The organism is Arthrobacter sp. P1_B3, from assembly GCF_056406615.1.
The window spans coordinates 214526-239094 of sequence record NZ_JBFTZV010000002.1; the positions used below are offsets into that span (position 1 = coordinate 214526).

Consider the following 24569-nt stretch of genomic DNA (forward strand, 5'->3'; position numbering starts at 1 on the left):
AGGCCGGGAAACCGTTCCGTTGTCTTCATTCATTCACCATAGGGAGTGTCATATTGGCGGTTCAACGGCCCGGAAACCGGGGGTCACGCGGGTTCACGCAGCGTCACATTCGGCCCCAAAAGATCGGGGGCCGCCATCCGGGCTCTGGGACTCGTCAATCGCCTTTAACGTTGACGAGCTGCCGCAGCTTGTGCCGTATCTTGACGAGGTCGGCGGAGTCGCGCATCACCTGGTCGATGGGTTTATACGCCGCCGGGATCTCGTCTACGAATGCCTCGCTGGGGCGGAATTCGATGCCCCGCATGGCGGCCTTTAGCTCGGCCAGAGAAAACGTTCTCTTCGCGGCGGTCCTCGAGTATTCCCTCCCGGCGCCGTGCGGCGATGAGTTCAGGGACACGGGGTTCCCCAGCCCGACAACGACGTAGGACGCCGTGCCCATGGAGCCGGGGATGAGCCCTGCGTCCCCCGCTTCGGCCCTGATCGCCCCCTTGCGCGAGACCCAGACGGATTTGCCGTAATGCTTCTCCTGCGCGGTGAAGTTGTGGTGGCAGTTGATCCGTTCGGTCTCCCGGACACGGCCGCCTGTCCATGATTCAAACTGCCGGACCACGCGGTCCATCATCTCCTCACGATTCAGCAGTGCGAAGTGCTGGGCCCAGCGGAGTTCTCTGATGTAGCGCTCGAATTCGGGAGTTCCCTCCTCGAGGTAGGCCAGGGCAGGATGCGGCAGGACGGCGTTCCTCATCCGGGCCCCGCTCCGGGCCCGGGCAATGTGCCGTTGCGCGATCTTGTTGCCCACGCCGCGGGAGCCTGAGTGCAGGAACAGCCACACGGCGTCCGTCTCATCCGCGCACACCTCGATGAAATGGTTGCCCGATCCCAGCGATCCCAGCTGCAGTTTCCAGTTCGCGGCGTACTGGGCGGGTTCGAAGCCCGCTGTCGTTGCCATTCGCCGCAACTCAGCCAGCCGCGGTTCGGCGGTGACGGTGATCCTGCGGTTGCATTTGCCGGCGGACAGCGGAATGGCCTGCTCAATACCCTCCCGCAGGCGTTTCCGGTCCTTGGGCAGGTCTTTGAGGGCGTACTGCGTGCGGACGGCAATCATGCCGCAGCCGATGTCGACGCCCACGGCGGCCGGGATAACCGCACCAAGGGTGGGTATGACGGATCCCACTGTGGCGCCCAGGCCCAGGTGGGCGTCCGGCATCAGCGCCAGATGCGGGTAGATGATGGGCAGCTCAGCTGTGGCCAGCGCCTGCTCGCGGGTCTTGTCATCCAGGATCGACGCCCAGCTGATGAGCCGGCTGTTGATGACTTCCACGGCACCCCTCCATGACGATGATCATGGTCCGCCGGCCGGGTGGCAAGGGCCAAAGCGGCGAATTCGCGGGAAACCCGCGAGGACGCCGTAAGTTTACGGCGACCTCGCGCGTTTCCGGCGACTCGCGAGAGTAGTCGGGATGCTTTCAGCCAGAACTTGCGTCGCTCAGATCGAGTAGCGCTCGTCCTCGTGGTCGCCGGGGTGGTCGTTGACCAGGCCCGCGGCGAGGGTGTTGCCGTCGAGCGGGTCGATCACCAGGAACGCCCCGGTGCGGCGGTGGTGCAGGTAGTTTTCCAGCGGAAGCGGGGCAGCGAGCCGAAGCTGCGCGTGCCCGATGTCGTTCAGCTCCAGGGTGGATGTCGGCTCCAGACCGAAGCTGGCGAGGTCCAGCTTGCCCGTCACGTTCCGGACCAGGGCCTGGACCGTGCGGGTGCCATGCTTGACCAGCACTTTGGCCCCTTCACGGAGCGGCTTGGGCGAGAGCCAGCAAAGGGCAGCGTAGAGGTCGGCCGAGGCTTCACGTACCGTCCCCGCCGCCGCGATCGTGTCACCGCGGGCGACGTCGAACTCATCGGCCAGGCGCAGGGCCACGGACTGCGGGGCAGCCGCCTCGGCGAGCTCGCGGCCGGCGAAGTCGATCCCGGTGATGGTGGTGGTGCGCGGGGCCTGGCCCGGGGTCAGGATACTGACCTGGTCCCCTACCTTGACCGAGCCTTCGGTGATCTGGCCGGCGTAGGCACGGTAGTCGCGGTACGCCTCCGGATCGAGGCCGCCGGCCACGGCGTCGGGAGCCAGTGCGCCCTGCGGCCGGACCACCAGCTGGACCGGGAAACGGAAGCTCTCCAGGTGGCTTTCGAGTTCGTCGGCCGCCGGCAGTGTCTCCAGGACTTCCAGCAGCGCGGGGCCGTCGTACCACGGGGTGCGCTCCGAGGCATCGACCACGTTGTCGCCGTCGAGGGCGGACACGGGGATGACCCGGAGGTCAGCAACGCCGTCGGAACCGAGCCCGAGCTCGCGCCCGACCTGCTGGACGTCCGCCTCGATCTCGCGGAACACGTCCTCGCTGAAATCCACGAGGTCGATCTTGTTCACGGCGACGATCACGTGGGCCACGCGCAGCAGTTGCAGCACCGACAGGTGCCGGCGGGTCTGCTCCAGGACACCCTTGCGGGCGTCGATGAGCACGACGACGGCGTCCGCGGTGGACGCGCCGGTCACCGTGTTCTTGGTGTACTGCACGTGCCCGGGGCAGTCCGCGAGGATGAAGCTGCGGCGGTCCGTGGCGAAGTAGCGGTAGGCGACGTCGATGGTGATGCCCTGCTCGCGCTCCGCGCGGAGGCCGTCAGTCAGCAGCGCGAGATCGATCCCGCCCTTTTCGCCGCCGAACCCGCGGTCCGCGGAGGTGCGGGCGACGGCGTCGAGCTGGTCGGCGAGGATCGCCTTCGAGTCGTGCAGGAGCCGGCCCACCAGCGTGGACTTGCCGTCATCGACGGAGCCTGCGGTGGCGAAGCGGAACAGCGTGGTGGGCAGCGCCGCGGCAACGAGGTCCGGGCCCGGGAGAAACGTTTCCGTGCTCATTAGAAATAGCCGTCCTTCTTGCGGTCTTCCATGGCGGCCTCGGAGATGCGGTCATCGGCCCGGGTGGCGCCACGTTCGGTGATGGTGGAGGCGGCAACTTCAATGACGACGTCGCGCACGGTGGCGGCAGCCGATTCCACGGCGCCGGTGCAGGACATGTCGCCGACGGTCCGGTAGCGGACGGTCTTGGTGATGACTTCCTCGTGTTCGCGCGGCTGGGAGACCTCGCCAACTGCGCGCCACATGCCGTCGCGGGCAAAGACTTCGCGGTCGTGGGCGTAGTACAGGCCCGGCAGCTCGATGTTCTCGCGCTCGATATAGCGCCACACATCCAGTTCGGTCCAGTTGCTGATCGGGAAGGCCCGGACGTGCTGGCCCACGGTGTGCCGGCCGTTGTAGAGGTTCCACAGCTCGGGCCGCTGGTTGCGGGGGTCCCACTGGCCGAACTCGTCGCGCAGGCTCAGGATCCGTTCCTTGGCCCGGGCCTTGTCCTCGTCCCGGCGGCCGCCGCCGAAGACGGCGTCGAACTTGTTGCGCTGGATCGCATCCAGCAGCGGGACGGTCTGCAGCGGGTTGCGGGTGCCGTCGGCGCGCTCGGCCAGTTCGCCGGAGTCGATGAACTCCTGGACGGAGCCGACAACGAGCTTCAGGCCCAGCCGTTCCACGGTGCGGTCGCGGAAGTCGATGACCTCGGGAAAGTTGTGGCCGGTGTCCACGTGCAGCACCGGGAAGGGCACCTTGCCGGGCCAGAAGGCCTTGGTGGCCAAGTGCAGCATCACCACGGAATCCTTGCCGCCGGAGAACAGCAGCGCAGGCTTCTCGAACTCGGCAACCACTTCGCGGATGATGTGGATGGCCTCGGATTCGAGCGTGTCGAGGCTGGAGAGGCGCGTGGAAACGGGAGCGTCGGTCACCTGTGTGGGCTCCTCAGTCAGGAAAGTGCTCATACGTGTAGTCCGCATTCTGTCTTGTCGGTTCCTGCCCAGCGTCCGGCGCGGGGGTCGTCGCCGGGCGCCACCTTGCGGGTGCAAGGCTGGCAGCCAATGGACGGGTAGCCCTGTGAAAGCAGCGGGTTGACGGGAAGAAGGTTGTCGTCGGAGTACTGCACCAGCTGGTCGAAAGTCCAGGCCGCCACCGGGTTGACCTTGACCAGGCCATTTGACTCGTCCCAGGTGATCAGCGGCGTGTTGGTGCGGGTGGGGGCCTCGTCGCGGCGGACTCCGGTGAACCAGAGCTCGTAGCCGGCGAGGGTGCGGCGCAGGGGCGCCACTTTGCGCAGGGCGCAGCACTGCGCGGGGTCGCGGGCGAACAGGTCCTTGCCTAGGAGCCGGTCCTGCTGCTCCACGGTGTTCTCCGGCAGCACGTCCACGACGTTGACGCGCAGGTTGGCCGCCACCTCGTCGCGGGTCGCGTGTGTCTCCGGGAAGTGGTAGCCGGTCTCCAGGAACAGGACGTCGACGCCGGGGAGCTCGTCCGCGACCAGCGCCGGCAGGACCGCGTCCGCCATGGAGCAGGCGACGGCGACCATCGGCAGCTCGAAATTGCGGGCCACCCAGGCGATGACATCGCGGGCCGGGGCGTCCCAGCCGAGCTCGGCGGCACCGGCCTCGGCAAGGGCCTTGAGCTCGTCGTGGGTGCGGAGTGCAACGGTCACTGGAGATCACCCTCCTCCGCGGCGAACGCCCACTCGGCGAAGCTTTGGTCCTCGGAGCGGTCCGCGACGAACTTCCGGACCACGCGTTCCACGTAGTCGGGCAGCTCCCCGGCCGTGACCTTGAGGCCGCGGACGGTGCGGCCGAGGCCTGCCTCCTCGCGGCTGTCGGACGCGAGCCCGCCGCCGAGGTGGACTTGGAAGCCCGGGGTGGGGTCGCCGTCGGGCGTCGGCAGCATCATGCCCTTGAGGCCGATGTCCGCCGTCTGGATCCGGGCGCAGGAGTTGGGGCAGCCGTTGATGTGAAGGGACAGTGCCTGGGGCAGCTGTTTGCTCTCGGCGAGGTCGGCCAGGCGGCGCTCCAGCTCGGCGACCGCCGTCGCCGCAGTGACCTTCGTTTCCACGATGGCGAGCTTGCAGAACTCGATGCCGGTGCAGGCGATGGTGCCGCGCCGGAACACGGACGGCCGGGCGGACAGGCCCAGGGCGTCGAGTTCGGCGACGAGCGGGTCCACCTCGTCCTTGGGCACGTCGAGGACCACGAGCTTCTGGTGCGGGGTGGTGCGCAGGCGCTGCGAGCCGCGGGCTTCGAGGGTGTCCGCGAGCTTGACCAGCTGGCTGCCGGAGAGGCGGCCGGCCAGCGGGGTGGCGCCGATGAAGAACTTGCCGTCCTTCTGTTCGTGCACGCCGATGTGGTCACCGGGCGTGGACGGTTTGGGCGCCGCGGGGCCGTCGTCGAGTTTGTAGCCGAGGTATTCGTCCTCGAGGACCTGGCGGAACTTCACCGGTCCCCAGTCGGCCAGCAGGAACTTCAGGCGGGCCTTGGTGCGCATGCGCCGGTAGCCGTAGTCGCGGAAGATGCTGGTGACGCCGAGCCACACGTCGGCGGCCTGGTCCGGCCGGACGAAGGCGCCGAGGCGTTTGCCCAGCATGGGGTTGGTGGAGAGCGCGCCGCCTACCCAGAGGTCGTAGCCGATGCCGAGCTCGGGGTGGACCAGGCCCACCAGGGCGACGTCGTTGATCTCATGCACCACGTCCTGGCTGGGGTGGCCTGTGATGGCGGTCTTGAATTTGCGCGGCAGGTTGGCCAGTTCCGGGTCGCCGATGAACCGTTCGGCGAGTTCCTGGATCAGCGGCGTGGGGTCGATGATCTCGTCCTTGGCGATGCCCGCAACCGGGGAGCCAAGGATGACGCGGGGGACGTCGCCGCAGGCTTCCGTGGTGGACAGCCCCACGCCCTCGAGCCGGCGCCAGATCTCGGGCATGTCTTCCACCCGGATCCAGTGCAGCTGGATGTTCTGGCGGTCCGTGAGGTCGGCCGAGTCGCGGGCGAAGTCCACGGAGATCTGGCCGATGACGCGCAGCTGCTCGGTGGTGAGCGCACCGCCGTCGATCCTCACCCGCAGCATGAAGTATTTGTCTTCGAGTTCGTGCGGCTCAAGCGTGGCGGTCTTGCCGCCGTCGATCCCGGGCTTGCGCTGGGTGTACAGGCCCCACCAGCGGAACCGGCCGTGCAGGTCGGTGCCGTCGATCGAGTCGAAGCCGTGCTTGGAGTAGACGGACTCGATACGCTCGCGGACGTTGAGGCCGTTGTCTTCCTGTTTCCAGGTTTCGTTGGCGTTCAGCGGCGTGGTGCCGTCCACTTTCCACTGCCCGTGCGGCTTTGCGGCCGGACGGGAGGGGCGTTTGGTGCGGCCGGCGGCAGCCTCGTCCGTGGACGCTCCGGCTAGAGCTGTATCAGTCATGCATCGACTGTAGGGGTGGCTGTAATCCCGTCACAAAGGTTCAGAAATGGGGAGTCACCTAGGGAAATATTTCGTCACGAACCGCCGGAAACCCTTGAAGTAGCCACGCGGCTGTGCATCTGCGGGGACCGTCAGGGCCGGGGTTGCGGGGCTGCGGCCAGCGCGGCGTCGTAGCGTTCCAGGGCAATTTCGGCGAGGACCGGCGAGGGCAGCAGCGGCGCCGTCACAAGGTCCGCGCCGGCCTTGGCCAACTGGTCATGGAAGAAGCCGGGCGCCAGGAGATAGGAGGCGATGACCACGCGGCCGCCCAGGTCCACCGCACCGGCCGACTCCCCCGCGCCGGCACCGCCGGCGGCCTCCTCGCGGAGCATGGCGACGGCGTCGGGAACCGAGGGCTTGGCGGAGGCACCGTAGCCGGCCACGATCCGGTTGGAACGCAAGGCACGGAGCTGGTCCGTGAGTTCTTCGACACTCTGCGCGGCGCTGGGATCGGAGGACCCGGCGGCGGCGAGGACCACGGCGTCGTTGTCTGTCACTCCTGCCTCGCGCAGCCGCGCGTCCAGCAGCGCTGCGAGCCGCGGGTCCGGCCCCAGCGGCGCCGCGGCAAGAGTGTCCGGCCGGCTCTTCACGGCCCGGGCGATGTCCACTTTGACGTGGTATCCGACGCTGAGCAACAGGGGAACCACGACGGCGGTCTCCCCCTCCGGAAGGCCCGCCACGACGGCCGGCAGGTCCGGGTCTTGGACGTCGACGTACGCCTCGCGGACATCAAGCCCTGGACGGAGCCCGGCGATGCCGTCCCGGAGCGCGTTGACCTCCGCGGCTCCGTGCGGGCTTGACGTGCCGTGGGCGCAGGCGATCAGGATGGGGCTATTCATAGCCGTTAGCGTAACCTTGGAGCCGCCCTATCCGCCCCCTTGTTATCGACCGGGACGCTTCATGACCTTCTCCTTTAGCCTCGTCCTGATCTGGCTTGACCTGGCGGGTGTCTTCTTCTTTGCGGTCTCCGGCTCGCTGCTCGCGGCGCGAAAGCAGTTCGACATTATCGGCTCGCTGCTCCTGGCGTCTGTGGTGAGCCTTGGCGGCGGTGTCATCCGCGACATCATCATCAGCGCGGGCCCGCCCGCCGCGTTCACCAACCCGGCGTATTTGGCGCCGCCGCTGCTCGCCACTGTGCTGGTGTATTTCCTGTTCTCCAGCGTCCAGCGCTTCACTTCGCTGCTGGTCCTGTTCGACGCCGGCGGGCTGGCCTTGTTTTGCATCACCGGCACGCTGAAGGCCCTGGCCGCCGGGATGAACCCCGTAGCCGCAGTCCTGCTGGGCGTCACGACGGCGGTGGGCGGCGGCCTTCTGCGGGATATCACCGCCAACGAGGTGCCGCAGCTCTTCGACCCCAAGGATCTCTACGCGCTGCCGGCGTTCGCCGGGGCATTGTCGACCGTGATCCTGTCCCTCACCGGGACCTTCACCGCATTGACGGCCTGCGCCGTCGCCGCTCTCGTCTTCGCGTTCCGGGTCACGGCCTGGCGGCGCCACTGGTACGTTCCGCTGGCAGTGCGCGGCTGGCATCGGCTGGGCCTGGACACTGCGGAAAACGACCGCTAGGGATTAGCTAGGATAAGACCATGACTGACATGTTCCTCGAGAAATTCCGCGCGCTTGTCCCGAAGTATCTCGAAGACGAATGGCAGGAAGAAGATGGCCTCGCGGCCGACGAGCTTGACGCCGCCCTGGCCGAACACCAGTTCCAGGTCCCGCTGGTCCTGCGCGAGTTCTACCTGGCCGTCGGCGGCTGCGAGGACATCATGGAGGCCTACCACTACTTCTGGGACCCCGAAGAGCTCGAAGTCGATGACGAGGGCTTCCTCATGTTCCTCGAGGACGAGGAAGAGCAGTTCACCTGGGGCTTCCGCGTCGGGGACCTCAGCATCCCGGATCCCATCGTGTACCGCCGGAACAACGCCCGCGGCCAGTGGAAGAGCGAGGAGGGGACTTTCTCCGAATTCGTCTTCGACATGTTCGAGTGGGCCTTCAACGACGAAGACGAGGACTAGGCGGCCACTGCGGCCACCCCTCCCCCGCCTTCATCCCCTCCGCCGCACTCCTCCTCCGCCGCCGCCTCTCCGCCGCACTCCTCCTCCGCCGCCGGTTCTCCCCATGTTTGGCGTCCCCCGCCGGGGTGTCCGGCCAAACCGCCGATATTCTGCAGCGCTGGAGATTCATACCTGGGGAATTTCAGCGGATGACCCTGCCTCGCAGCACCTGCCGCACCTCATCGATCACCTTTTGCGGGTTGTAGACGACGTCCTGGTAGCCGTATCGGAGGACCGCATAGCCGGCCAAGGTGCTGGCGTTGTTGCGCCCCCGGTCCTTTCTGACCTGCGCGCGCTCAAGGTGGGTGCTCCCGTCGATCTCCACGATCAGGAAGCCTTCGAGCAGGAAGTCGACAATCCCGATCCCCGGGAGCTGCACCTGCGTCTGGGTGTAGATTCCCTGGCTCCTGAAGAGCAGCCTGGCAACGACCTCGATCGCCGAGTCAGCCGTGCCGTCGACCAGGTCCAGGACTGCGCGGGCGGCCCCGTTCCGGTTTCCCGGCAGCCGCTGCCTGAGGTAATCGAGCGCGGTGCGGCCCTGCAACAAGGCACTTTCCACCATGACGGCGGCATCCACCGGGGGCAGGCAGCGCAGCGCATGAAGCAGTGTGTCCGTCAGGCTGGCCACGGGCTGCGGAAATTCCGGCGGGACTAGGCTTGCGCGGTGGATGACAGTTCCGGGCGCTGATCCGTGTGCGCACAGCAGGTGCAGTCGTTCGGGCTCATGGAGGCGCCATATGCCGTGGAACGGCGCGGCGGAGGCGCAGGTGAGCGTACCGTTGGCGAGCACGGCAGCCACGAAGTCCGCCCGCGCCCCGGGCAGCGCCACCACCCCATGGCGCAGGCGACGAATTTCCCCGGCAGCCACGGAAGTGCGGATCCCGTTCGACGTAAAACCGGCCTGCAGCAACGTGGCCGTGCGGGCAACCGAGCCGGCGTATCCCAGGTATCCCGCGAGGTCCATAGGGCAATCACACACGTGGCATGACACCCCCGGGCAGCCACCATGCCGGCTATGTGGACAAGTCCGCACCATCCGCGCCGCTGGTTTTCTCCGGTTTTGAGGACGTCCGACGGCGTGTCCCGCCACCGGCCGGCCAAACGTGGGGAAACTCAGGGCGACAACACCCGGCATCGGATCGAAATCTTATGACAACAAATTTACATCAAGGGCTGGACGCTATGACACAACTGTCATAGACTCGTTTCTGGGTTCACCAAATGCCTCCGGTGGATCTGATGCGAACGGAGAAATGGCCCCGGTTCGGCACAACGGAAGACTCGATCGTTGTGAGGAACCGGGGCCATTCCGTTTAAGGATCGCCAATCCCGAAGCGCCCAGCCGGAAGGACCGGCCGGGGCCAGGAAGTGAAGGCTGAGCGCCAGGCGCCGCCGGGCTAGCTGCTGCGGTCCACTACCGCGTGGGCGAAGCTGGTCAGCGAGGCCTTCACGACGCCTTCGGGCAGCGGTGCAAGGGCGGCAATGGCCTCATCGGCCCAGGCGCGTGCCACCACCCAGGACTGCGCGGTGACGGGGTGCTCCCGGAGTCCGGCCACGGCAGCGGCCAGGGCCTCGTCCGAGCTGAGGTCGCCGTCGATCAGCGTCAGCAGTTCGACGGCGGTCTGGTCCCCGTCGCGGGCGGCGTTGCGCAGCAGCAGCACGGGCAAGGTGGGGATGCCTTCGCGCAGGTCGGTTCCCGGGGACTTGCCGGACTTGACCTTGATCCCGGTGACGTCGATGACGTCGTCGGCGAGCTGGAAGGCCACGCCCACCTTCTCGCCGTACTCGACCAGGAGCGGCTCGTAGGCCTCGTCAGCGCCGGAGAAGATTGCGCCAAGCTGCCCGGATGCGGCCACCAGCGAGCCGGTCTTGTCCGCGATGACGGACAGGTAGTGCGCCAGGGGGTCCTCGTCCGGCCGCGGTCCCACGGTCTCGTGCAGCTGGCCCAGGCAGAGCCGTTCAAAGGTGCGCGCCTGGATGCCCAGCGCACGGGAGCCGAGCTCCGAGACCAGGATGGAGGCGCGCGCAAAGATGAGGTCGCCGGTCAGGACGGCAACGGAGTTGCCCCAGACCTCGTGGGCTGTGGGCGCCCCGCGGCGGAACGGCGCGGAGTCCATGACGTCGTCGTGGTACAGGGTGGCGAGGTGCGTCAGTTCGACGACGACGGCGGCCTGCACTACCGCGGGCAGGGAAGCGTCGCCAAGGTGGGCGCACAGCAGGGTCAGCAGCGGGCGGATGCGCTTGCCGCCGGCTTCCACGAGGTGACGCGACGTTGCGTCAGCCAGGGGATCGGAATTGGCAATGGCTTCGCGCAGCCGCTTCTCGACGCGCGCCAGGTTGGTGGTGAGAGCGGGACCCAGTTCGGGGTCGCCCGCAATGGCCGCGAAGCCTGCCGGCAGTTGGAGGCCGGTGGCGATCGCCGTGGTATTGAGGTCGGGTTCAGAGCTCGGCAGGCCGTGTCCGGCGTGCGTCCAGCTTTGATCTGCAGAGTTGGTCACGGGTTAACCCTAACTTTTGTTGCGGAAACCGCAGAGTTGGTGCCGGAGTGCGGAACGCTGTCCGTGGTGGGCGCGGCCGTGGCGGACGTGGCCTGGTTGGACGTGGCAGGTACCAGGGATTCCAGGACCCGGATGACCCGGTCCTCGAAACCCTTGGCGGCAGGATCGGTGAGGTTGGCCAGCAACCGCACCACGAAACGCATGAGTACGGGGACAGGCATGCCCGTCCGGAGGGCCAGTTTCATGACGGCCGGCTTGCCGATCAGGGCGGCGAACGCCCGGCCCAGCGTGAAGTGGGAGCCCCACTGCTGGCGTACGTAGTCGGCGTACCGGGCCAAGTGCGCGTCGGCGTCGGCAGCGCCCCAGCCTGCCGACGCGGACCGGGCAGCGCCGTCGATGATGAATTCGGCCGCAAAGCGGGCGGACTCCATGGCATAGGAGATGCCCTCGCCGTTGAACGGGGAGACCATGCCGCCGGCGTCGCCGAGGAGGAGCAGACCCGGTGAGTAGTGCGGGGTGCGGTTGAAGCCCATGGGCAGCGCGGCGCCGCGGATCTCGCCCACCTGGTTTTCCGGGGTGAAGCCCCAGTCGGCGGGCATGCCGGCGGTCCATTCGCGCAGCACCTGCTTGTAGTCCAGCTTGCCGAAGTCCTTCGAGGAGTTCAGGATGCCCAGGCCCACGTTGGAGGTGCCGTCGCCGACGCCAAAAACCCAGCCGTAGCCGGGCAGGAGTTTGCCGTCGCGGCCGGGCAGCTCCAGCCAGCCTTCCATCCAGTCGTCCTCGTGCCGCGGCGAGGTGAAGTAGGTCCGCACGGCCACGCCGAGCGGCCGGTCGTCGCGTTTGCTGATGCCCAGCGACACGGCGGTGCGCGTCGAGTTGCCGTCCGCCGCGAGCACGACGTCGGCGCTGAAGTCGCGCGTTTCGCCGGTCTTGCGCCCCGAGTTGTCCAGCAGTGAGGCGCGGACGCCCGTCACCCGGCCATCTTCGGAGTGCAGCGCCTCGGTGACACTGTGGCGTTCGAGCACGACGGCGCCCGCGGACTGGGCGTGGCGGGCCAGCTGTTCGTCGAAGCCGAGCCGGGTCCGGATCAGCCCGTACTGCGGGAAGTCGGCAACCTCCGGCCACGGCAGTTCGATCGTGCGGCCGCCGGCGATCAGGCGCAGGCCCTTGTTCCGCCGCCAGCCCTCGGTTTCAGGATGCGCGAGTCCCAGCTTCTGGATCTCGCGGACCGCGCGCGGGGTCAGGCCGTCGCCGCAGACCTTCTCGCGGGGAAAGCTGGTTTTCTCCAGCACCGTCACGTCAATGCCGGCTTTGGCAAGGTAGTAGGCGGCGGTGGATCCGGCCGGGCCCGCTCCGACAATCAGTACATTCACGACGCGTAGCGGCTAACGCCCGGGCCGGGTGATGTTGCGGCGCAGCTTGGCCACGGGTCCGGTGTGGGCTGCCAGCGCGGCGGCGCCGGCGGCGGGATCGCTTGTGGGGCCGGCCAGCGGTTTCTGGGCCCGGTGCACGGCGACGATGCCGCCGCTGAGGTTGCGGTAGGTAACGGATTCCCAGCCAGCCTCCTGCAGCCAGGCCGCGAGGTGGTCCTGGTCCGGCCACGCGCGGATGGATTCGGCGAGGTAGACGTAGGCGTCGGGGTTGGAGGAGACCTTGACGGCGATGGCGGGCAGGGCCCGCATGAGGTATTCGGTGTACATGGTGCGCCAGAGCGGCACCACGGGCTGGGAGAATTCCGCGATGACCAGCCGGCCGCCGGGCTTGGTGACCCGCAGCATCTCGGCCAGGGCCTTCTTGGGCTCGTTGACGTTGCGGAGGCCAAAGGAGATGGTGCTGGCATCAAAGGTGTTGTCCGCGAACGGCAGGCGGGTGGCATCCCCGGCGATGAAGTCGATGTCCGGGCGGCGGCGCTTGCCGACCTTGAGCATGCCGAGGGAGAAATCACAGGCGATGACGTTGATGCCGGCGTCGGCGTACGGCTCGCTGGACGTGCCGGTGCCGGCTGCGAGGTCCAGGACGCGTTGGCCGGCCGATACGCCCACGGCCTCCACCACCACCTTGCGCCAACGCCGCGTCTGCCCCATCGACAGGACATCGTTGACGACGTCGTATTTGGGGGCGACGTCGTCAAACATCGTGGCTACTTCGTCCGGACGCTTATCCAAGGATGCTCGGTTCACCCAGCCATTGTCTCAAATGATCGGCTCCCCCACGAACGGCGCGCGAATCAACGCGGCTTTCACCTGCGGGAACGGCCGCCGCCGCCCCGTTCAGGCCCTGCCGGACCCTGTTTATCCACGGTATGGGCGATCACGGGCTAGTGTTATGCCATCATGACGAGCACGTTCCGCACCTTGACAGTCCCCCTCGATGCCGAAACTTTCCCCGGGGGTCTGCCGTCGTTTCTGGTCCGGGACGATGTCCTCTGCTGGACCCGCCGCGAGGCCGGGCTCGTGGGCTTCGGCGAGATCGCCAGGTTCACCGCCACCGGCCCCGAGCGGTTCCTGGAGGCGGACATCTGGTGGCGCCATCTGGTCCTGGAGGCGGACATCGAAGACGCCGTGGACTGCCCCGGCACCGGCCCGGTGGCCTTTGGCTCCTTCGCCTTCTCCAAAGTTTCTGCCCACGAGTCCCGCCTGCTGGTCCCCGAAATCGTCGTGGGGCTCCGTGACGGCCAGGCCTGGCTGACCCACCTCACGCTTGACGACGGCGAACTCACCGAGGCGGGCGCCCGCGCCGCCTTGGACCGCTGGCTTGGCACCACCAGCGCCAATACCGGCACCGATGGCAGCACTGGTGCCAATACAGACTGCGACGAGGTGGACGACCCGCTGCCGGGGGCAGCACAGGCGGGCGGCGCCGTCGTACGGCCTTTGCCGTTGGCGGCAGGGGCAACCCTGCACACCGGCTCGCTCAGCGAGGAAGACTGGATGGCCGCCGTTGCCGCGGGCGTCGAGGAGATCCGGACCGGTGCGTTGGAGAAGCTGGTGCTGGCCCGCGACGTCGTGGCCACCGTCCCCACCGGCGTCAACGCCGCCGCGGTGCTCCGCGAGTTGTCGGCCAGGTACCGCGAATGCTGGACGTACGGGGTGGACGGGCTGGTCGGGGCCACGCCGGAGATGCTGATCCAGGTGGAGGGCCGCACCGCGCAGGCCCGCGTCCTGGCCGGCACGCTGGACCGCCGAGATGCCGACGGCAAGGCGGGGTCCCCGATGGAATTCGCCGAACGGGTGCTGGCAGGCTCCGAGAAGCAGCGGCACGAACACGACATCGCGATCCAGTCCCTGACCACGCAGCTTGCCCCGTTTTCCGAGGCCATGAACGCTCACAGCGAGCCGTTCATCCTGGAACTGCCCAACGTCTGGCATCTGGCGTCCGATGTGAAGGCTGAACTGGCCGAGGTGGAAGGCCACGTCCCCACCTGCTTGGCCCTGATCAACGCACTGCATCCGACCGCCGCCGTCTGCGGCACTCCCACTACCGTGGCCGGGGCGCTGATCCGCAAGCTCGAACACCTGGACCGCGGCCCGTACGCCGGGCCGGTGGGCTGGCTGGACGCGGCCGGCAACGGCGAGTGGGGCATCGCGCTGCGGGGCGCCGTCATCGAGTCCCCGCAGACGGTCCGGCTCTACGCGGGCTGCGGCGTGGTGGACGGCTCCGTCCCCGAGACCGAGCTCGCCGAGACGTGGGCGAAGTTCCGCCCTATGCTGGAATCGCTCGGCATCAGCAGCTAGCCGGCGGCGCCGGCGAGGCCGGCGAGGCTGGTGAGGCTAGTGGCGCTGGTGATGCTCGTGGCGCTGGTGATGTTGGCGAAACGGGGAGGCCAACGACGCCGGCCAATCGGCAGGAATCCGGGATTACAGACAGATCGGGCGGTGGAGATATTGCATTTGGGTCTGGTTTAGTTATCCAATAGTGAAACTTAGTTTTCTGTGACGTACATCTCTTTGTCGGCGATACACTTTTTAAATCGACTTGAATACGCATCCCTCCTGCAAAAAAAGGTAAGAAAATGCAGATCTCCCGTTCGCTCCTGAGCAACCCCGCACTCAAGGCCGCCACGGTGCTCGCCGTGAGCGCATTGGCCCTCACGGCCTGCACAAACGCCTCCGAGACCGGGACCGGCGGCGCGGCCACCCCTTCCGGCAGCGCCGCGGCCAGCTTTGACCCCAGCACGGTCCAGAAGGACGATGCCCTGGCGGCCATGGTGCCTGAGGCGATCAAGGCCAAAGGCACTCTGACCGTGGGCTCGGACACCACCTACGCGCCCGCAGAATTCCTCGGTACCGACGGCCAGACCGCCGTGGGCTACGACGTCGACATCGCCAAGGCGATCGGCGCCGCGCTGGGCCTCAAGGTCCAGGTCCAGACTGCCGAATTCACCGGCATCCTTCCGGCCCTGGGCCCGAAGTACGATCTCGGGATCTCTTCCTTCACGATCAACCCGGAGCGGCTTGCCGCGGTGAACATGGTCAGCTACTACAAGGCCGGTACCGGCTGGGCAGTGCAGAAGGGCAACCCGAAGAACGTCTCCCTCGATGACCTGTGCGGCAAGTCCGTCGGCGTGCAGACCGGCACCATCCAGGAGGATCCGGACCTCTCTGACCGCAACAAGAAGTGCCTGGCCGAGGGCAAGCAGCCCATCAACATCGTGACGCTCAAGACCCAGACGGATATCACCACCCGCCTGGTCAACGGCAGCATCGATGCGATGGCGGCCGACTCCCCCATCGTCGGCTACGCGCTGACCCAGACCGGCGGCCAGCTCGAAAAGCTCGGCGAGGTCTATGACGCCGCACCGCAGGGCATTGCCGTCGCCAAGTCCGACACGGCCCTGGCGGACGTCATCCAGAAGACCGTCACCAAACTGATGGAAAACGGCTCCTACAAGAAGATCCTCGACGGCTGGGGCGCCGCTGACGGTGCCATCACCACGTCCGAAGTCAACCCGGCGGCCGCATCTTGAGCCTCCCCACAACCCCACCAACAGCAGGGGCAGAGATGGACAGCCATCAGGACAGTCACGCAGCACCGGTACTGAACAATGCGGTACCGGTGCGGCACCCCGGCCGCTGGATCAGCGCCGTCATCATCGTCGGGTTCCTTCTCGCCTTCCTGCAGAGCCTGTTCACGAACCCCAACTTCCGCTGGGACGTCGTGGGCACCTACATCCTGGACACCAAGGTGATCCAGGGCGTGATGTGGACCCTGTTCCTGACGTTTGCCTCCATGGTCCTGGCGATCGTCCTGGCCATCCTCCTGGCCTTCATGCGGCAGTCTGACAACCCTGTGTTCCGCTGGTCCAGCTGGACGTGGGTCTGGTTCTTCCGCGGCACCCCGGTGTACACCCAGTTGCTCTTCTGGGGACTGGCCACTGTCCTCTATCCGACGATCGTCCTCGGAATCCCGTTTGGTCCTGCAACCTTCACCTGGGTGACCTCGGACCCCACGCACGGCCTGATCCCTGCCATCCTTGGCCTGGGTCTCAACGAATCGGCGTATCTGGCAGAGATCTTCCGGGCTGGCCTGAAATCCGTGGACCAGGGTCAGAGTGAGGCTGCCGAGGCACTCGGCATGACCAAGGGCAAGATCATGCGGCGGATCATCCTGCCGCAGGCCATGCGCGTCATCGTGCCGCCCACCGGCAACGAGACCATCGGCATGCTGAAGACCACGTCGCTGGTCCTGGCGGTGCCGTTCACGCTGGATCTGACCTTCGCGACGAACGCCCTGGCCAACCGGATTTACCTTCCCATTCCGCTCCTGATTGTCGCCGCATTCTGGTACCTCGTCATCACCAGCATCCTGATGGTGGGCCAGCACTTCATTGAGGCGCACTACGGCAAGGGCGTGGACAACCGGGTTCCGGCGGCAATCAACCCCGCCGCTGCCAAGGCGTCCGCCGCCGTGGCGCCCAGCGCCGAGGCCGAGCCGGACCTGAAAATGGACTTCCCCGAGGAGGAGGCGAAATGACGATCACCACAGAGCAGCCGCTGGTCAAGATCGAGGGCCTTCACAAGTACTACGGCACGCACCACGTGCTGCGCGGCATCGACCTGACCGTCAACCAGGGCGAGGTGTCGGTTGTGATCGGCCCGTCCGGTTCGGGCAAGTCCACCATGCTCCGCTGCGTGAACCTGCTGGAAACCATCAGTGCCGGGCGCATTTCGGTGGGCGGCGACCTGATCGGCTACCGCGAGGTCAAGGGCAGGCTCCATGACCTGAAGACCAAGGAAATCGCCGCCCAGCGCCGCGAAATCGGCATGGTGTTCCAGCGCTTCAACCTGTTCCCGCACAAAACGGCGATGCAGAACATCATGGAGGCCCCGATCCAGGTCAAGGGCCAGTCAAAGACCGTGGCGCGGAAGCGGGCCCTCGAGCTGCTGGACCGAGTGGGGCTCGGTGACCGCGCCGGCCACTACCCGTCCCAGCTCTCCGGCGGCCAGCAGCAGCGCGTTGCGATTGCCCGGGCCCTGGCCATGGACCCTGAACTCATGCTGTTCGATGAGCCCACGTCCGCGCTCGACCCGGAGCTCGTGGGCGATGTCCTGAACGTGATGAAGGACCTCGCCAAGTCCGGCATGACCATGATCGTGGTGACCCACGAGATCGGCTTCGCCCGGGAGGTCGGTGACCGCCTGACCTTCATGGACGGCGGCATCGTGGTGGAGTCGGGCGACCCGCGGGAGGTCCTGGCCAACCCGCAGCACCCCCGCACCAAGGAGTTCCTGAGCCGGGTGCTGTAGCCCGACGCGGAAGTTACCTGTCGATGCGCAAATGCCCTGTCGCTACCGTTATTCCGGTAGCGCCAGGGCATTTGCGCGTCGTGGGTAGGGTTGCGTGTCATGGCCACGCTGCGGAACGGGCTCGACGGCGGGGTACACCAAACGCGGCGAGCTTCTGTCCCAGCCGGCCCGGCTCCATGAGATCCGCCCAGACCCACCGCAGTACCCGGAGCCCCGTGGCCCGGATCCGGTTTTCGCGCTCTTTCTCGTCCACGACGGCCTGCGATGCGGTCCTGCCCCGAAGGTATTCGGGCTTCAGATATTTCTCGACGCCGTCGAACTCGCCCACCAGCCGGGCAGTGTCCCAGTAGTAGTCGGTGTAGCCCGCGAGACCGGCGCCGTCCCGGACCTCGTGCTGAAGTTCCGGCGGCTGGAATCCGGCGACGCACATGAGCCCGCGGCTGTAAGACTCCCCCGGGGACCCTGACCGCGGATCCGCGAACTCCACGGCAGTCCTGATCCGCCGCGCGGCCGCAGCGGTGTAATTGCCGTCGACACCCGCCAGCAGTATTTCCTTCGAGAGCGCGGGCAACCCCTGCGCTGCGTCCGGCCTGAGCACATGGTCCAAGGGAACGATTGCTTGAGCAAACGGCGTGAACGCAGCCAGATCCAGCACCGTACGGACCCTCCCCGTGACCAGGAGGCCTTCGCGCCGGAACACCTTGAGACCGTCCGGGCCTGCGTAGTGCCGCCGCACTCCCGCACGCGAGCGTCCGCCACCGTTCTGAAGCGTCAGCGCATGGACCGGATGACGCTGGCCAATGGTTGGAACTCCCCACACGGACGCGGCGGAGTGCCAGGCAAAAACTGTCGGGGCCGTGAACGTCTCCGCGGCAGCGCTAACCCGGAGCCGGTATTGTTCCCAAGGCTGCAGCGCCCGCCACACCTCCCCGTCGACGTAGACGCCATGCCGCACGCGGACGAGCGCGCTCGATCGGCAGCGTTTGGCGAGCTCTTTCGGCGTGAGCCCCTGCTGGACGTGCTCGCGGGCCAGGATCAGTCTCGGTAACTCGTTCATGGAACGAAGATCCCAGCCTGGGATCGGCGGCGCCATGACCGGTTGCCCGAGTGTGGACAACCCGGCGCACATTCCGTCCGGCGACGCGCATTTCGACCGGCGACGCGCATTCGCTTCCGCGACGCGCACATTACCTGACGTGGCGGGTATTCGGGTGTCGGCCGGTATTTTGCGCAGCGCCGGGCACGGAGCGCGTCGTCGTGCCCGGCGCACTGCCGTCAGGTCTGCGGGAGGCCTTCCACGGCGGTGGCCACCGCGGCCCGGATGGCGCGGTGCAGTTCCCCGAGCCGGTGCCGGTCCGTGCGTACTTCGATGATGCTGCGGCCCTCCAGCGGCCCGGACAGCGCCTCGGCGAGTTCCGCCGTCGTGCCGACCAGGCGGTGCGCGACGCCGTAGGCCGCGGCCAGCGCGGCGAGGTCCACCCGGTGCGGGGTGGCGAAGAGGCGTTCGACGGCGGTGCCGTAGCGCCCCGCCGCGGCAACTGCGCCGTGCTCCAGGAGCCCGAAAATGGCACCGCCGGCATCGTTGAGCACCACGATCCGCAGCTGCGGTTCGGCTTCCCCGGCGCCGAGCAGGAGTCCCCCGGCGTCGTGCAGGAACGTCACGTCCCCCATGAGCACGGTGGTTTCCTGGCCCCCGCCCAGCGCGATCCCGGTGGCGGTGGACGTGGTGCCGTCGATCCCGGCCAGACCGCGGTTGGCGAACATGGTGGCCTGCGGTTCCGCGGGGGGCGCCCCGGCGAGGTCGACGTCGCGGATCCCGTTCGAGGAGCCCAGTACCAGCTGCCCGCGGGCGTGTTTCCAGACTTCTGCGCCCGCCGACGGGCCGGTCGCTGCGGGGGACGCGGCCAGGATCAGGTCCACGGTGTGCTGGGCGGCGGCTCCAGCCAGCAGCCAGGCATCGAGCCACGCGGCAGCCCCGCGTCCGGCGAACTCCGCCAGGTCCGCCAGGGTTTCCAGTGGCAGTTCGGTGCGGCGGCCCGGTTCGTACCAGGCCACCGGAACCGGCTGGTACAGGGCAGAGGGGACGTCGGCCCGCTCCAGCAGCGCGCTCACCGGCCGGGAGAGCGTTGGCCGGCCGAAGAGCACCACACGTTCGATCGGCTGTGCCGAGTCCGGGCCGAAGTGCTCGATCAGCAGCCGGTAGGGCCCCACGGCATTCGGGCCGAAGCGGGCGTTGGAGGACGGCTCGGCCAGCAGCGGCAGGCCGTGGGCGCGGGCAAAGGCCTCGGCGACCGGACCGGCGTCGTGCCCGGCCAGCACCACGGTGCGCCGCTCCGGCAGGGCCGTTGACGCGGCCGGAAAGTCCAGTGCCAGGGGGTTCCGCGCGGCCCGGTACATGCCGCGTCCGGCCGCCGCGGGCAGTCGGTCGTCCGCGGCCGGGACCAGCGGGTCGCGGAAGGCAAAGTTCACCTGCACCGGCCCGGGAGGGGCGTCCTCGAAGGCTCCGGTGGCGGCGCTGAGGGCCGTGTCCACGGCGCGCTGCGGATCGCTGCCCGCGGGCACGTCGACGGCGAAGCGGACGTGCTCGCCAAAAAGGTCCAGCTGCACGGTGGTCTGGTTGGCACCGGTCCCCCGCAGTTCCTCGGGCCGGTCGGCGGAGATGACCACGAGCGGCACCGCGGCGTGGTTGGCCTCCATGACGGCCGGCAGGAGGTTGCCGACGGCGGTCCCGGACGTGGTGAGGACGGCGGCGGGGGCACCGGCGGACAGGGCGACGCCGAGGGCAGTGAAGCCGGCCGAGCGCTCGTCGATCCGGACCAGCAGCTCCACGCGTCCGGCGGCCTCGGCCTCGGCCAGGGCGTAGGCCATGGGCGCCGAGCGCGACCCCGGGGACACCACCACCTGGCGCACACCGGCGGCGAGCAACGTGTCGACGGCGATGCGCGCCGCCTCCACCGCCGTCAGTCCGCCGGGGGTGGACGAGGCGGCAGCGGCATCCCCCGGACTCACATGTTCTCCGGCGTTTCGATGCCCAGCAGCTCCAGGCCGCCGGAGAGGCGGCGCAGCACCAGCGCGCACAGGGCCAGCCGCGAGTCCCGGACGGATTCCTCGGCCTTGAGCACCGGGCACTGGTCGTAGAAGGTCGTGAACAGCTGCGCGAGCTCAAAGAGGTAGCCGCAGAGCCGGTGCGGCTCGAGCGCGTCCCGTACCTTGTTCAGCGTCGCGTCGAACTCCAGCAGGTGCAGGGCCAGCGCGCGTTCTGCGGGTTCGACGACGGCGATCGCCGTGGCGGGCCCGCCCTCCCCGGCTGCCGCGAGGCCAGTTGCCTGGGTGCCCGCTGCCGCGAGGCCAGTTGCCTGGGTGCCGGCTGGTGTGCCGGTGGCGGGGCCGCCGGTGAACTGCTCCAGCACCCCGGCTTTGCGCAGGATGGAGCGGATCCTGGCGGCGGCGTACTGCACGTAGGGTCCGGTGTTGCCGCTGAGGGCGAGCATGCGGTCGAAGTCGAAGACGTACTCGGTGTCGTGGCCGGTGGAGAGGTCGGCGTACTTGACGGCGCCGATGCCCACCTGGCGGGCGGTCACGGCGCGCTCCTCCTCGCTGAGCTCGGGCCGGCTGGCGTCAATGACGGCGCGGGCGCGGTCCACGGCCTCCTCGAGCAGGGCCATAAGCTTCACCGGGGCACCGGAGCGGGACTTGAGGATCTTCCCGTCTTCGCCGAGCACGTTGCCGATCTGCACATGCACGGCCTGGACTGCGTCCGGCAGCCAGCCGGCGTCGCGGGCCGTGGCCATGACCATGCGCAGGTGGACGTTCTGCGGGGCGCCGACGACGTAGAGGATCCGGTTGGCTTCCAGGTCGCGGACCCGGTAGCGGATGGTGGCGAGGTCCGTGGTGCCGTAGCCGTAGCCGCCGTCGGACTTGCGGATGATCAGCGGCAGCGGCTGCCCGTCGCGGCCGGTAAAGCCTGCGGGGAAGGTGCACAGGGCGCCGTCGCTGATCCGGGCGAGGCCGCGTTCCTCGAGTTCCTGGCACAGCTGTGCTAGATGCGCGTCGTAGGAGCTTTCACCGGCGATGTGGTCATCGGTGAGGCTGATGCCCAGGGTGGAGTAGATGGCGTTGAAGTAACGCTTGGACTGGGCGACCAGCCGCTGCCAGACGGCGAAGGTCTCGGCGTCGCCGCCCTGCAGGGCAACGACGCGGAGCCGGGCCCGGGTGGCGAAGCCGTCCTCGTCGGTGGCGGAGGCGTCGAACTTGGCCCGCGCGGCCTGGTAGAACGCGCTGGGGTCATCCACCAGCAGCTCTGCCTCCGGGGAGTCCTCGCCGATCTCCAGCCAGTGTTCGATCAGCATGCCGAACGGGGTGCCCCAGTCGCCGATGTGGTTCTGCCGGATCACGGTGTCGCCTAGGGCTTCGAGCACCTTGACAAGGCTGTCCCCCACCACGGTTGTGCGCAGGTGGCCGACGTGCATTTCCTTGGCGACGTTCGGGGAGGAATAGTCGACGACGACGCGCTGGGGCGTCGCGGCCGGCGTGACCGCGGTGGCCTTGGACGCGGCTTGGACCGACTCTGCATTGAGCAGTTCCTCGATCCACGTGCCGTCGAAGCTCAGGTTGATGAAGCCGGGCCCGGAGATTTCCACGCTGGTGCAGATGCCGTCCAGGTTCAGGGCTTCCACGATCTTCGCGGCGGCGTCGCGCGGCGGCAGGCCGGCTTTCTTGGCCAGGGCCATGGCGGCGTTGACCTGGATGTCGGCGAACTGGGAGGGCCTGACCACCGGGTCCGTGTGCCGGAACTCTTCGCCAAACGCGGTGGCAATTGCAGCCTGGACTCTGGGGACAACCAATTCGGCCGGATTATTCACAGTCCCAAATTATCAGTTCCGCCCCTCCCCCGACGCCCCGCCCCAGAAGCAACGCGGGGTCAGATATCCCGGATCTGACCCCGCGTTGCTGTGTGTGGACTACGGACAGGCGGGGTGCCTAGGCGATGACGTAGCGCTGCATCATGTCGTTATCCTCGTGCTCCAGGATGTGGCAGTGCCATACGTAAGGCCCGGTGAACGAGGTCTGGAAAGCGGTTACGGAGCCGCCAGCGTTCGCGCCGAAGGGTACAACGATTCGGGTGACCTCCCCCGGCATGGCGATGACGGTGTCCTTCCACCCCCGTTCGTTGGCGGGGGGCGCCGTCGGTCCGCCTCTCAGGAACGCGGCAACTGGTGGTGGCGGAAACGAACCGGAGTCGACAGCCACCGGTTGGGGCCCGTAATTGGCGGCCAGGTAGCCCGCAGAGTCGAATTTCTGCCTATTGAGCACCTGGAACTGGGTGAAGTGCAGGTGGATCGGGTGAGCGTCGACGGTGGTGTTGACCAGATCCCACTGTTCGAGGGTGTTTGTGCCGACCGTTGTGGTTGCACCCGGGGCCTCAAAGGTCCTGTTGTTCAGCACCACCATGAGTGGAGAACCCAAACTGTTGAGGTTTTCGACCAGCGTCATGGTCCGGATGGCTGCAACCGGCCGGGCCGCGGTGGCCAAAGGTGCGATGGGCACGGCGCGCAGAGTTGGGGGCAGCGGTGCTGTCCACCCGGGTGCACTTGTCACGGAGAACTGCATGATCTGAGAAAGGGGCAACCCGCCTCGCTTAGGTGCGCGCGGCCCTCCCGGGAACGGCGCGCGGGCGTCGTTGGTGAGAACGACCGTGGCGCCCGGCTTCAGCCCGGCGAAGTCGATCACGATGTCGGCCCGTTCACCGGGGCCGAGCAATAGCGTTTTTAGGCTAACGGGCGCGTTGAGCAGGCCACCATCCGAGCCGATCTGGAAGAACGTGCTGGCCCGGCCTGCGGACTTGAGATTGAGATTGTAGAAACGGGCATTCGACCCGTTGTAGACGCGGAACCGGTACTTGCCCCGGGCGACGTTAAGGTTTGGCCAAGCCTTGCCGTTGACCGTAGCTACGTCGCCAAAGAATTCGGGCGCCCACGGCCGGCCGGCTGTCCCGGGATTGACGTTTGGCGGGTAGAGGAAGGTGCCGTCGGCGTTGAACATACGATCCTGGATTACCAGCGGCTCCTCGAACGGCGCAGGTGGCAGACCGGTGGTGCCGTCGCCGGGGTCATCGCCGTTGCGAACAAGATAGCCGCTGGCAAGTCCCGCGAACACGTTTAGCCTGGTGATGCCCAGGGCATGGTCGTGATACCAGAGGCCGGCGGCCTCCTGCGTGTTCCCGTAATGGTAGGTCTTCGATGCGCCAGTGGCGAAGGTGTCGGTTGGGTCGCCGTCGTTGCCCGGGCTGGTGTTCCCACCATGCAGGTGCACGGAGGCCCGTGGGCCGGTGGCGTCGGCGACGACGACGCCAGCCAGGTCGTAGTCGATGGCGGAAGCCAGCGGGTGAGCGCCGAGACTATTGACCACTGTCAGGTCGAACGGAACACCCTGCTTCGCCACGATGACGGGGCCAAGGTAGTTCTGCGAGACGGTACCGCCCCGGTAGGCAAACGTCGGTGTCGCGGCCATCGCACTGTGGAACTGATGAGTTGCATTGACCATCTCGATGGTTGCGCTGCCACCGCCGGTAGCATCGATCACGCCCAGGTTCGCCAGCGTCGGGAGTTGCTCGGTGAAAGGCGTGACCCCCGGCGGAACGGCCGCAGAGGCTGCCGATGTGATGACCGGCGCCAGTAGCAGACCTGCGCCCGCCGCAGCGCCGGCCTCAAACAGGGTTCTTCTTGTGATCTCCATGTCAGAAACGCTCCCCACCTAGTCCATCTACCGAACAAGTCGCAGACTACGGACAGAATCGTTGCACCACAGCAGTGGCGTGCACCCGAGTTTGGACGGACCCACACTTGGTTCGCCTTCGGAACCACTCGCTGTCAGGTGGCTTAAAGCAAACAGACGCTCCCTCACATCCCGCCGTCGAACTGCGGAACGTGAGGGAGCG

20 protein-coding genes are annotated in these 24569 nt (G+C 67.6%); 6 read left to right on the forward strand and 14 right to left on the reverse strand.

The annotated features are described in order from the left end of the window. Positions 1 to 154: 154 nt before the first annotated feature. The 6 genes from AC1D2F_RS03745 to AC1D2F_RS03770 all read right to left on the reverse strand — a co-directional run bounded on the left by AC1D2F_RS03745 (position 155) and on the right by AC1D2F_RS03770 (position 7173). The gene (locus AC1D2F_RS03745; protein WP_229995879.1) at positions 155 to 1321 is read right to left on the reverse strand and encodes an RtcB family protein; all 1167 of its coding nucleotides are present in this window, start codon (positions 1319 to 1321) and stop codon (positions 155 to 157) included. 165 nt (positions 1322 to 1486) lie between these two features. Continuing rightward, positions 1487 to 2899, reverse strand: coding sequence for a sulfate adenylyltransferase subunit 1 (locus AC1D2F_RS03750; RefSeq protein ID WP_476966201.1), 1413 nt, complete (start codon positions 2897 to 2899; stop codon positions 1487 to 1489). Next, positions 2899 to 3846: a sulfate adenylyltransferase subunit CysD gene (cysD, locus tag AC1D2F_RS03755; RefSeq protein ID WP_229995877.1), complete on the reverse strand. Its 948-nt coding sequence runs from the start codon at positions 3844 to 3846 to the stop codon at positions 2899 to 2901. Before cysD ends, AC1D2F_RS03750 begins: the two co-directional genes overlap by 1 nt. Then, entirely contained in the window at positions 3843 to 4553 is a 711-nt protein-coding gene (locus AC1D2F_RS03760) for a phosphoadenylyl-sulfate reductase (protein WP_229995876.1), read from the reverse strand. Before AC1D2F_RS03760 ends, cysD begins: the two co-directional genes overlap by 4 nt. Beyond that, on the reverse strand, positions 4550 to 6295 hold the full coding sequence (locus tag AC1D2F_RS03765) for a nitrite/sulfite reductase (protein ID WP_364745297.1): 1746 nt from the start codon (positions 6293 to 6295) through the stop codon (positions 4550 to 4552). Before AC1D2F_RS03765 ends, AC1D2F_RS03760 begins: the two co-directional genes overlap by 4 nt. Positions 6296 to 6426: 131 nt before the next feature. Beyond that, positions 6427 to 7173: a sirohydrochlorin chelatase gene (locus tag AC1D2F_RS03770; protein WP_229995874.1), complete on the reverse strand. Its 747-nt coding sequence runs from the start codon at positions 7171 to 7173 to the stop codon at positions 6427 to 6429. A 61-nt stretch (positions 7174 to 7234) separates the two neighbouring features. Between AC1D2F_RS03770 and AC1D2F_RS03775 the strand changes: the two genes are divergently transcribed. Both AC1D2F_RS03775 and AC1D2F_RS03780 read left to right on the forward strand, forming a co-directional pair. Beyond that, positions 7235 to 7900 carry a trimeric intracellular cation channel family protein gene (locus AC1D2F_RS03775; protein WP_229995873.1) on the forward strand — a complete coding sequence of 222 codons (666 nt, stop codon included), beginning with the start codon at positions 7235 to 7237 and terminating at the stop codon, positions 7898 to 7900. Positions 7901 to 7920: 20 nt separating this feature from the next. Then, on the forward strand, positions 7921 to 8349 hold the full coding sequence (locus tag AC1D2F_RS03780) for a hypothetical protein (protein ID WP_229995872.1): 429 nt from the start codon (positions 7921 to 7923) through the stop codon (positions 8347 to 8349). A 181-nt stretch (positions 8350 to 8530) separates the two neighbouring features. On the opposite strand, the gene AC1D2F_RS03785 is transcribed toward AC1D2F_RS03780, so the two are convergent. The 4 genes from AC1D2F_RS03785 to AC1D2F_RS03800 form a co-directional block, all read right to left on the reverse strand. Continuing rightward, entirely contained in the window at positions 8531 to 9352 is an 822-nt protein-coding gene (locus AC1D2F_RS03785; protein WP_229995337.1) for an endonuclease domain-containing protein, read from the reverse strand. Between the two features lie 433 nt (positions 9353 to 9785). Beyond that, positions 9786 to 10886, reverse strand: coding sequence for a polyprenyl synthetase family protein (locus tag AC1D2F_RS03790; protein ID WP_229995336.1), 1101 nt, complete (start codon positions 10884 to 10886; stop codon positions 9786 to 9788). Continuing rightward, positions 10883 to 12259 carry a geranylgeranyl reductase family protein gene (locus AC1D2F_RS03795; protein WP_476966202.1) on the reverse strand — a complete coding sequence of 459 codons (1377 nt, stop codon included), beginning with the start codon at positions 12257 to 12259 and terminating at the stop codon, positions 10883 to 10885. The genes AC1D2F_RS03790 and AC1D2F_RS03795 overlap by 4 nt, the downstream gene beginning before the upstream one ends. Before the next feature lie 12 nt (positions 12260 to 12271). Then, positions 12272 to 13066: a demethylmenaquinone methyltransferase gene (locus tag AC1D2F_RS03800; RefSeq protein ID WP_229995334.1), complete on the reverse strand. Its 795-nt coding sequence runs from the start codon at positions 13064 to 13066 to the stop codon at positions 12272 to 12274. A 153-nt stretch (positions 13067 to 13219) separates the two neighbouring features. Between AC1D2F_RS03800 and AC1D2F_RS03805 the strand changes: the two genes are divergently transcribed. From AC1D2F_RS03805 to AC1D2F_RS03820, 4 genes are all read left to right on the forward strand, one after another. After that, positions 13220 to 14620 (forward strand): isochorismate synthase, encoded by a 1401-nt coding sequence (locus AC1D2F_RS03805; RefSeq protein WP_476966203.1) that lies wholly within the window; start codon positions 13220 to 13222, stop codon positions 14618 to 14620. 278 nt (positions 14621 to 14898) lie between these two features. Further along, positions 14899 to 15852 carry an ABC transporter substrate-binding protein gene (locus tag AC1D2F_RS03810; RefSeq protein ID WP_229995332.1) on the forward strand — a complete coding sequence of 318 codons (954 nt, stop codon included), beginning with the start codon at positions 14899 to 14901 and terminating at the stop codon, positions 15850 to 15852. Positions 15853 to 15887: 35 nt separating this feature from the next. After that, positions 15888 to 16859, forward strand: a complete 972-nt coding sequence (locus AC1D2F_RS03815) for an amino acid ABC transporter permease (RefSeq protein ID WP_476966204.1) — start codon at positions 15888 to 15890, stop codon at positions 16857 to 16859. Continuing rightward, positions 16856 to 17632 carry an amino acid ABC transporter ATP-binding protein gene (locus AC1D2F_RS03820; RefSeq protein WP_229995330.1) on the forward strand — a complete coding sequence of 259 codons (777 nt, stop codon included), beginning with the start codon at positions 16856 to 16858 and terminating at the stop codon, positions 17630 to 17632. Before AC1D2F_RS03815 ends, AC1D2F_RS03820 begins: the two co-directional genes overlap by 4 nt. Before the next feature lie 97 nt (positions 17633 to 17729). Here AC1D2F_RS03820 and AC1D2F_RS03825 read toward each other — a convergent pair whose 3' ends face one another. From AC1D2F_RS03825 to AC1D2F_RS03840, 4 genes are all read right to left on the reverse strand, one after another. Next, positions 17730 to 18689, reverse strand: a complete 960-nt coding sequence (locus AC1D2F_RS03825) for a hypothetical protein (protein ID WP_476966205.1) — start codon at positions 18687 to 18689, stop codon at positions 17730 to 17732. Positions 18690 to 18907: 218 nt separating this feature from the next. After that, positions 18908 to 20641, reverse strand: coding sequence for a 2-succinyl-5-enolpyruvyl-6-hydroxy-3-cyclohexene-1-carboxylic-acid synthase (gene menD / locus AC1D2F_RS03830; RefSeq protein ID WP_476966206.1), 1734 nt, complete (start codon positions 20639 to 20641; stop codon positions 18908 to 18910). Continuing rightward, positions 20638 to 22476 carry an arginine--tRNA ligase gene (gene argS, locus AC1D2F_RS03835; RefSeq protein WP_476966207.1) on the reverse strand — a complete coding sequence of 613 codons (1839 nt, stop codon included), beginning with the start codon at positions 22474 to 22476 and terminating at the stop codon, positions 20638 to 20640. Before argS ends, menD begins: the two co-directional genes overlap by 4 nt. A 136-nt stretch (positions 22477 to 22612) precedes the next feature. Further along, complete coding sequence (locus AC1D2F_RS03840; RefSeq protein WP_476966208.1) at positions 22613 to 24367, reverse strand: multicopper oxidase family protein; 1755 nt, start codon at positions 24365 to 24367, stop codon at positions 22613 to 22615. Positions 24368 to 24569: the final 202 nt, after the last annotated feature.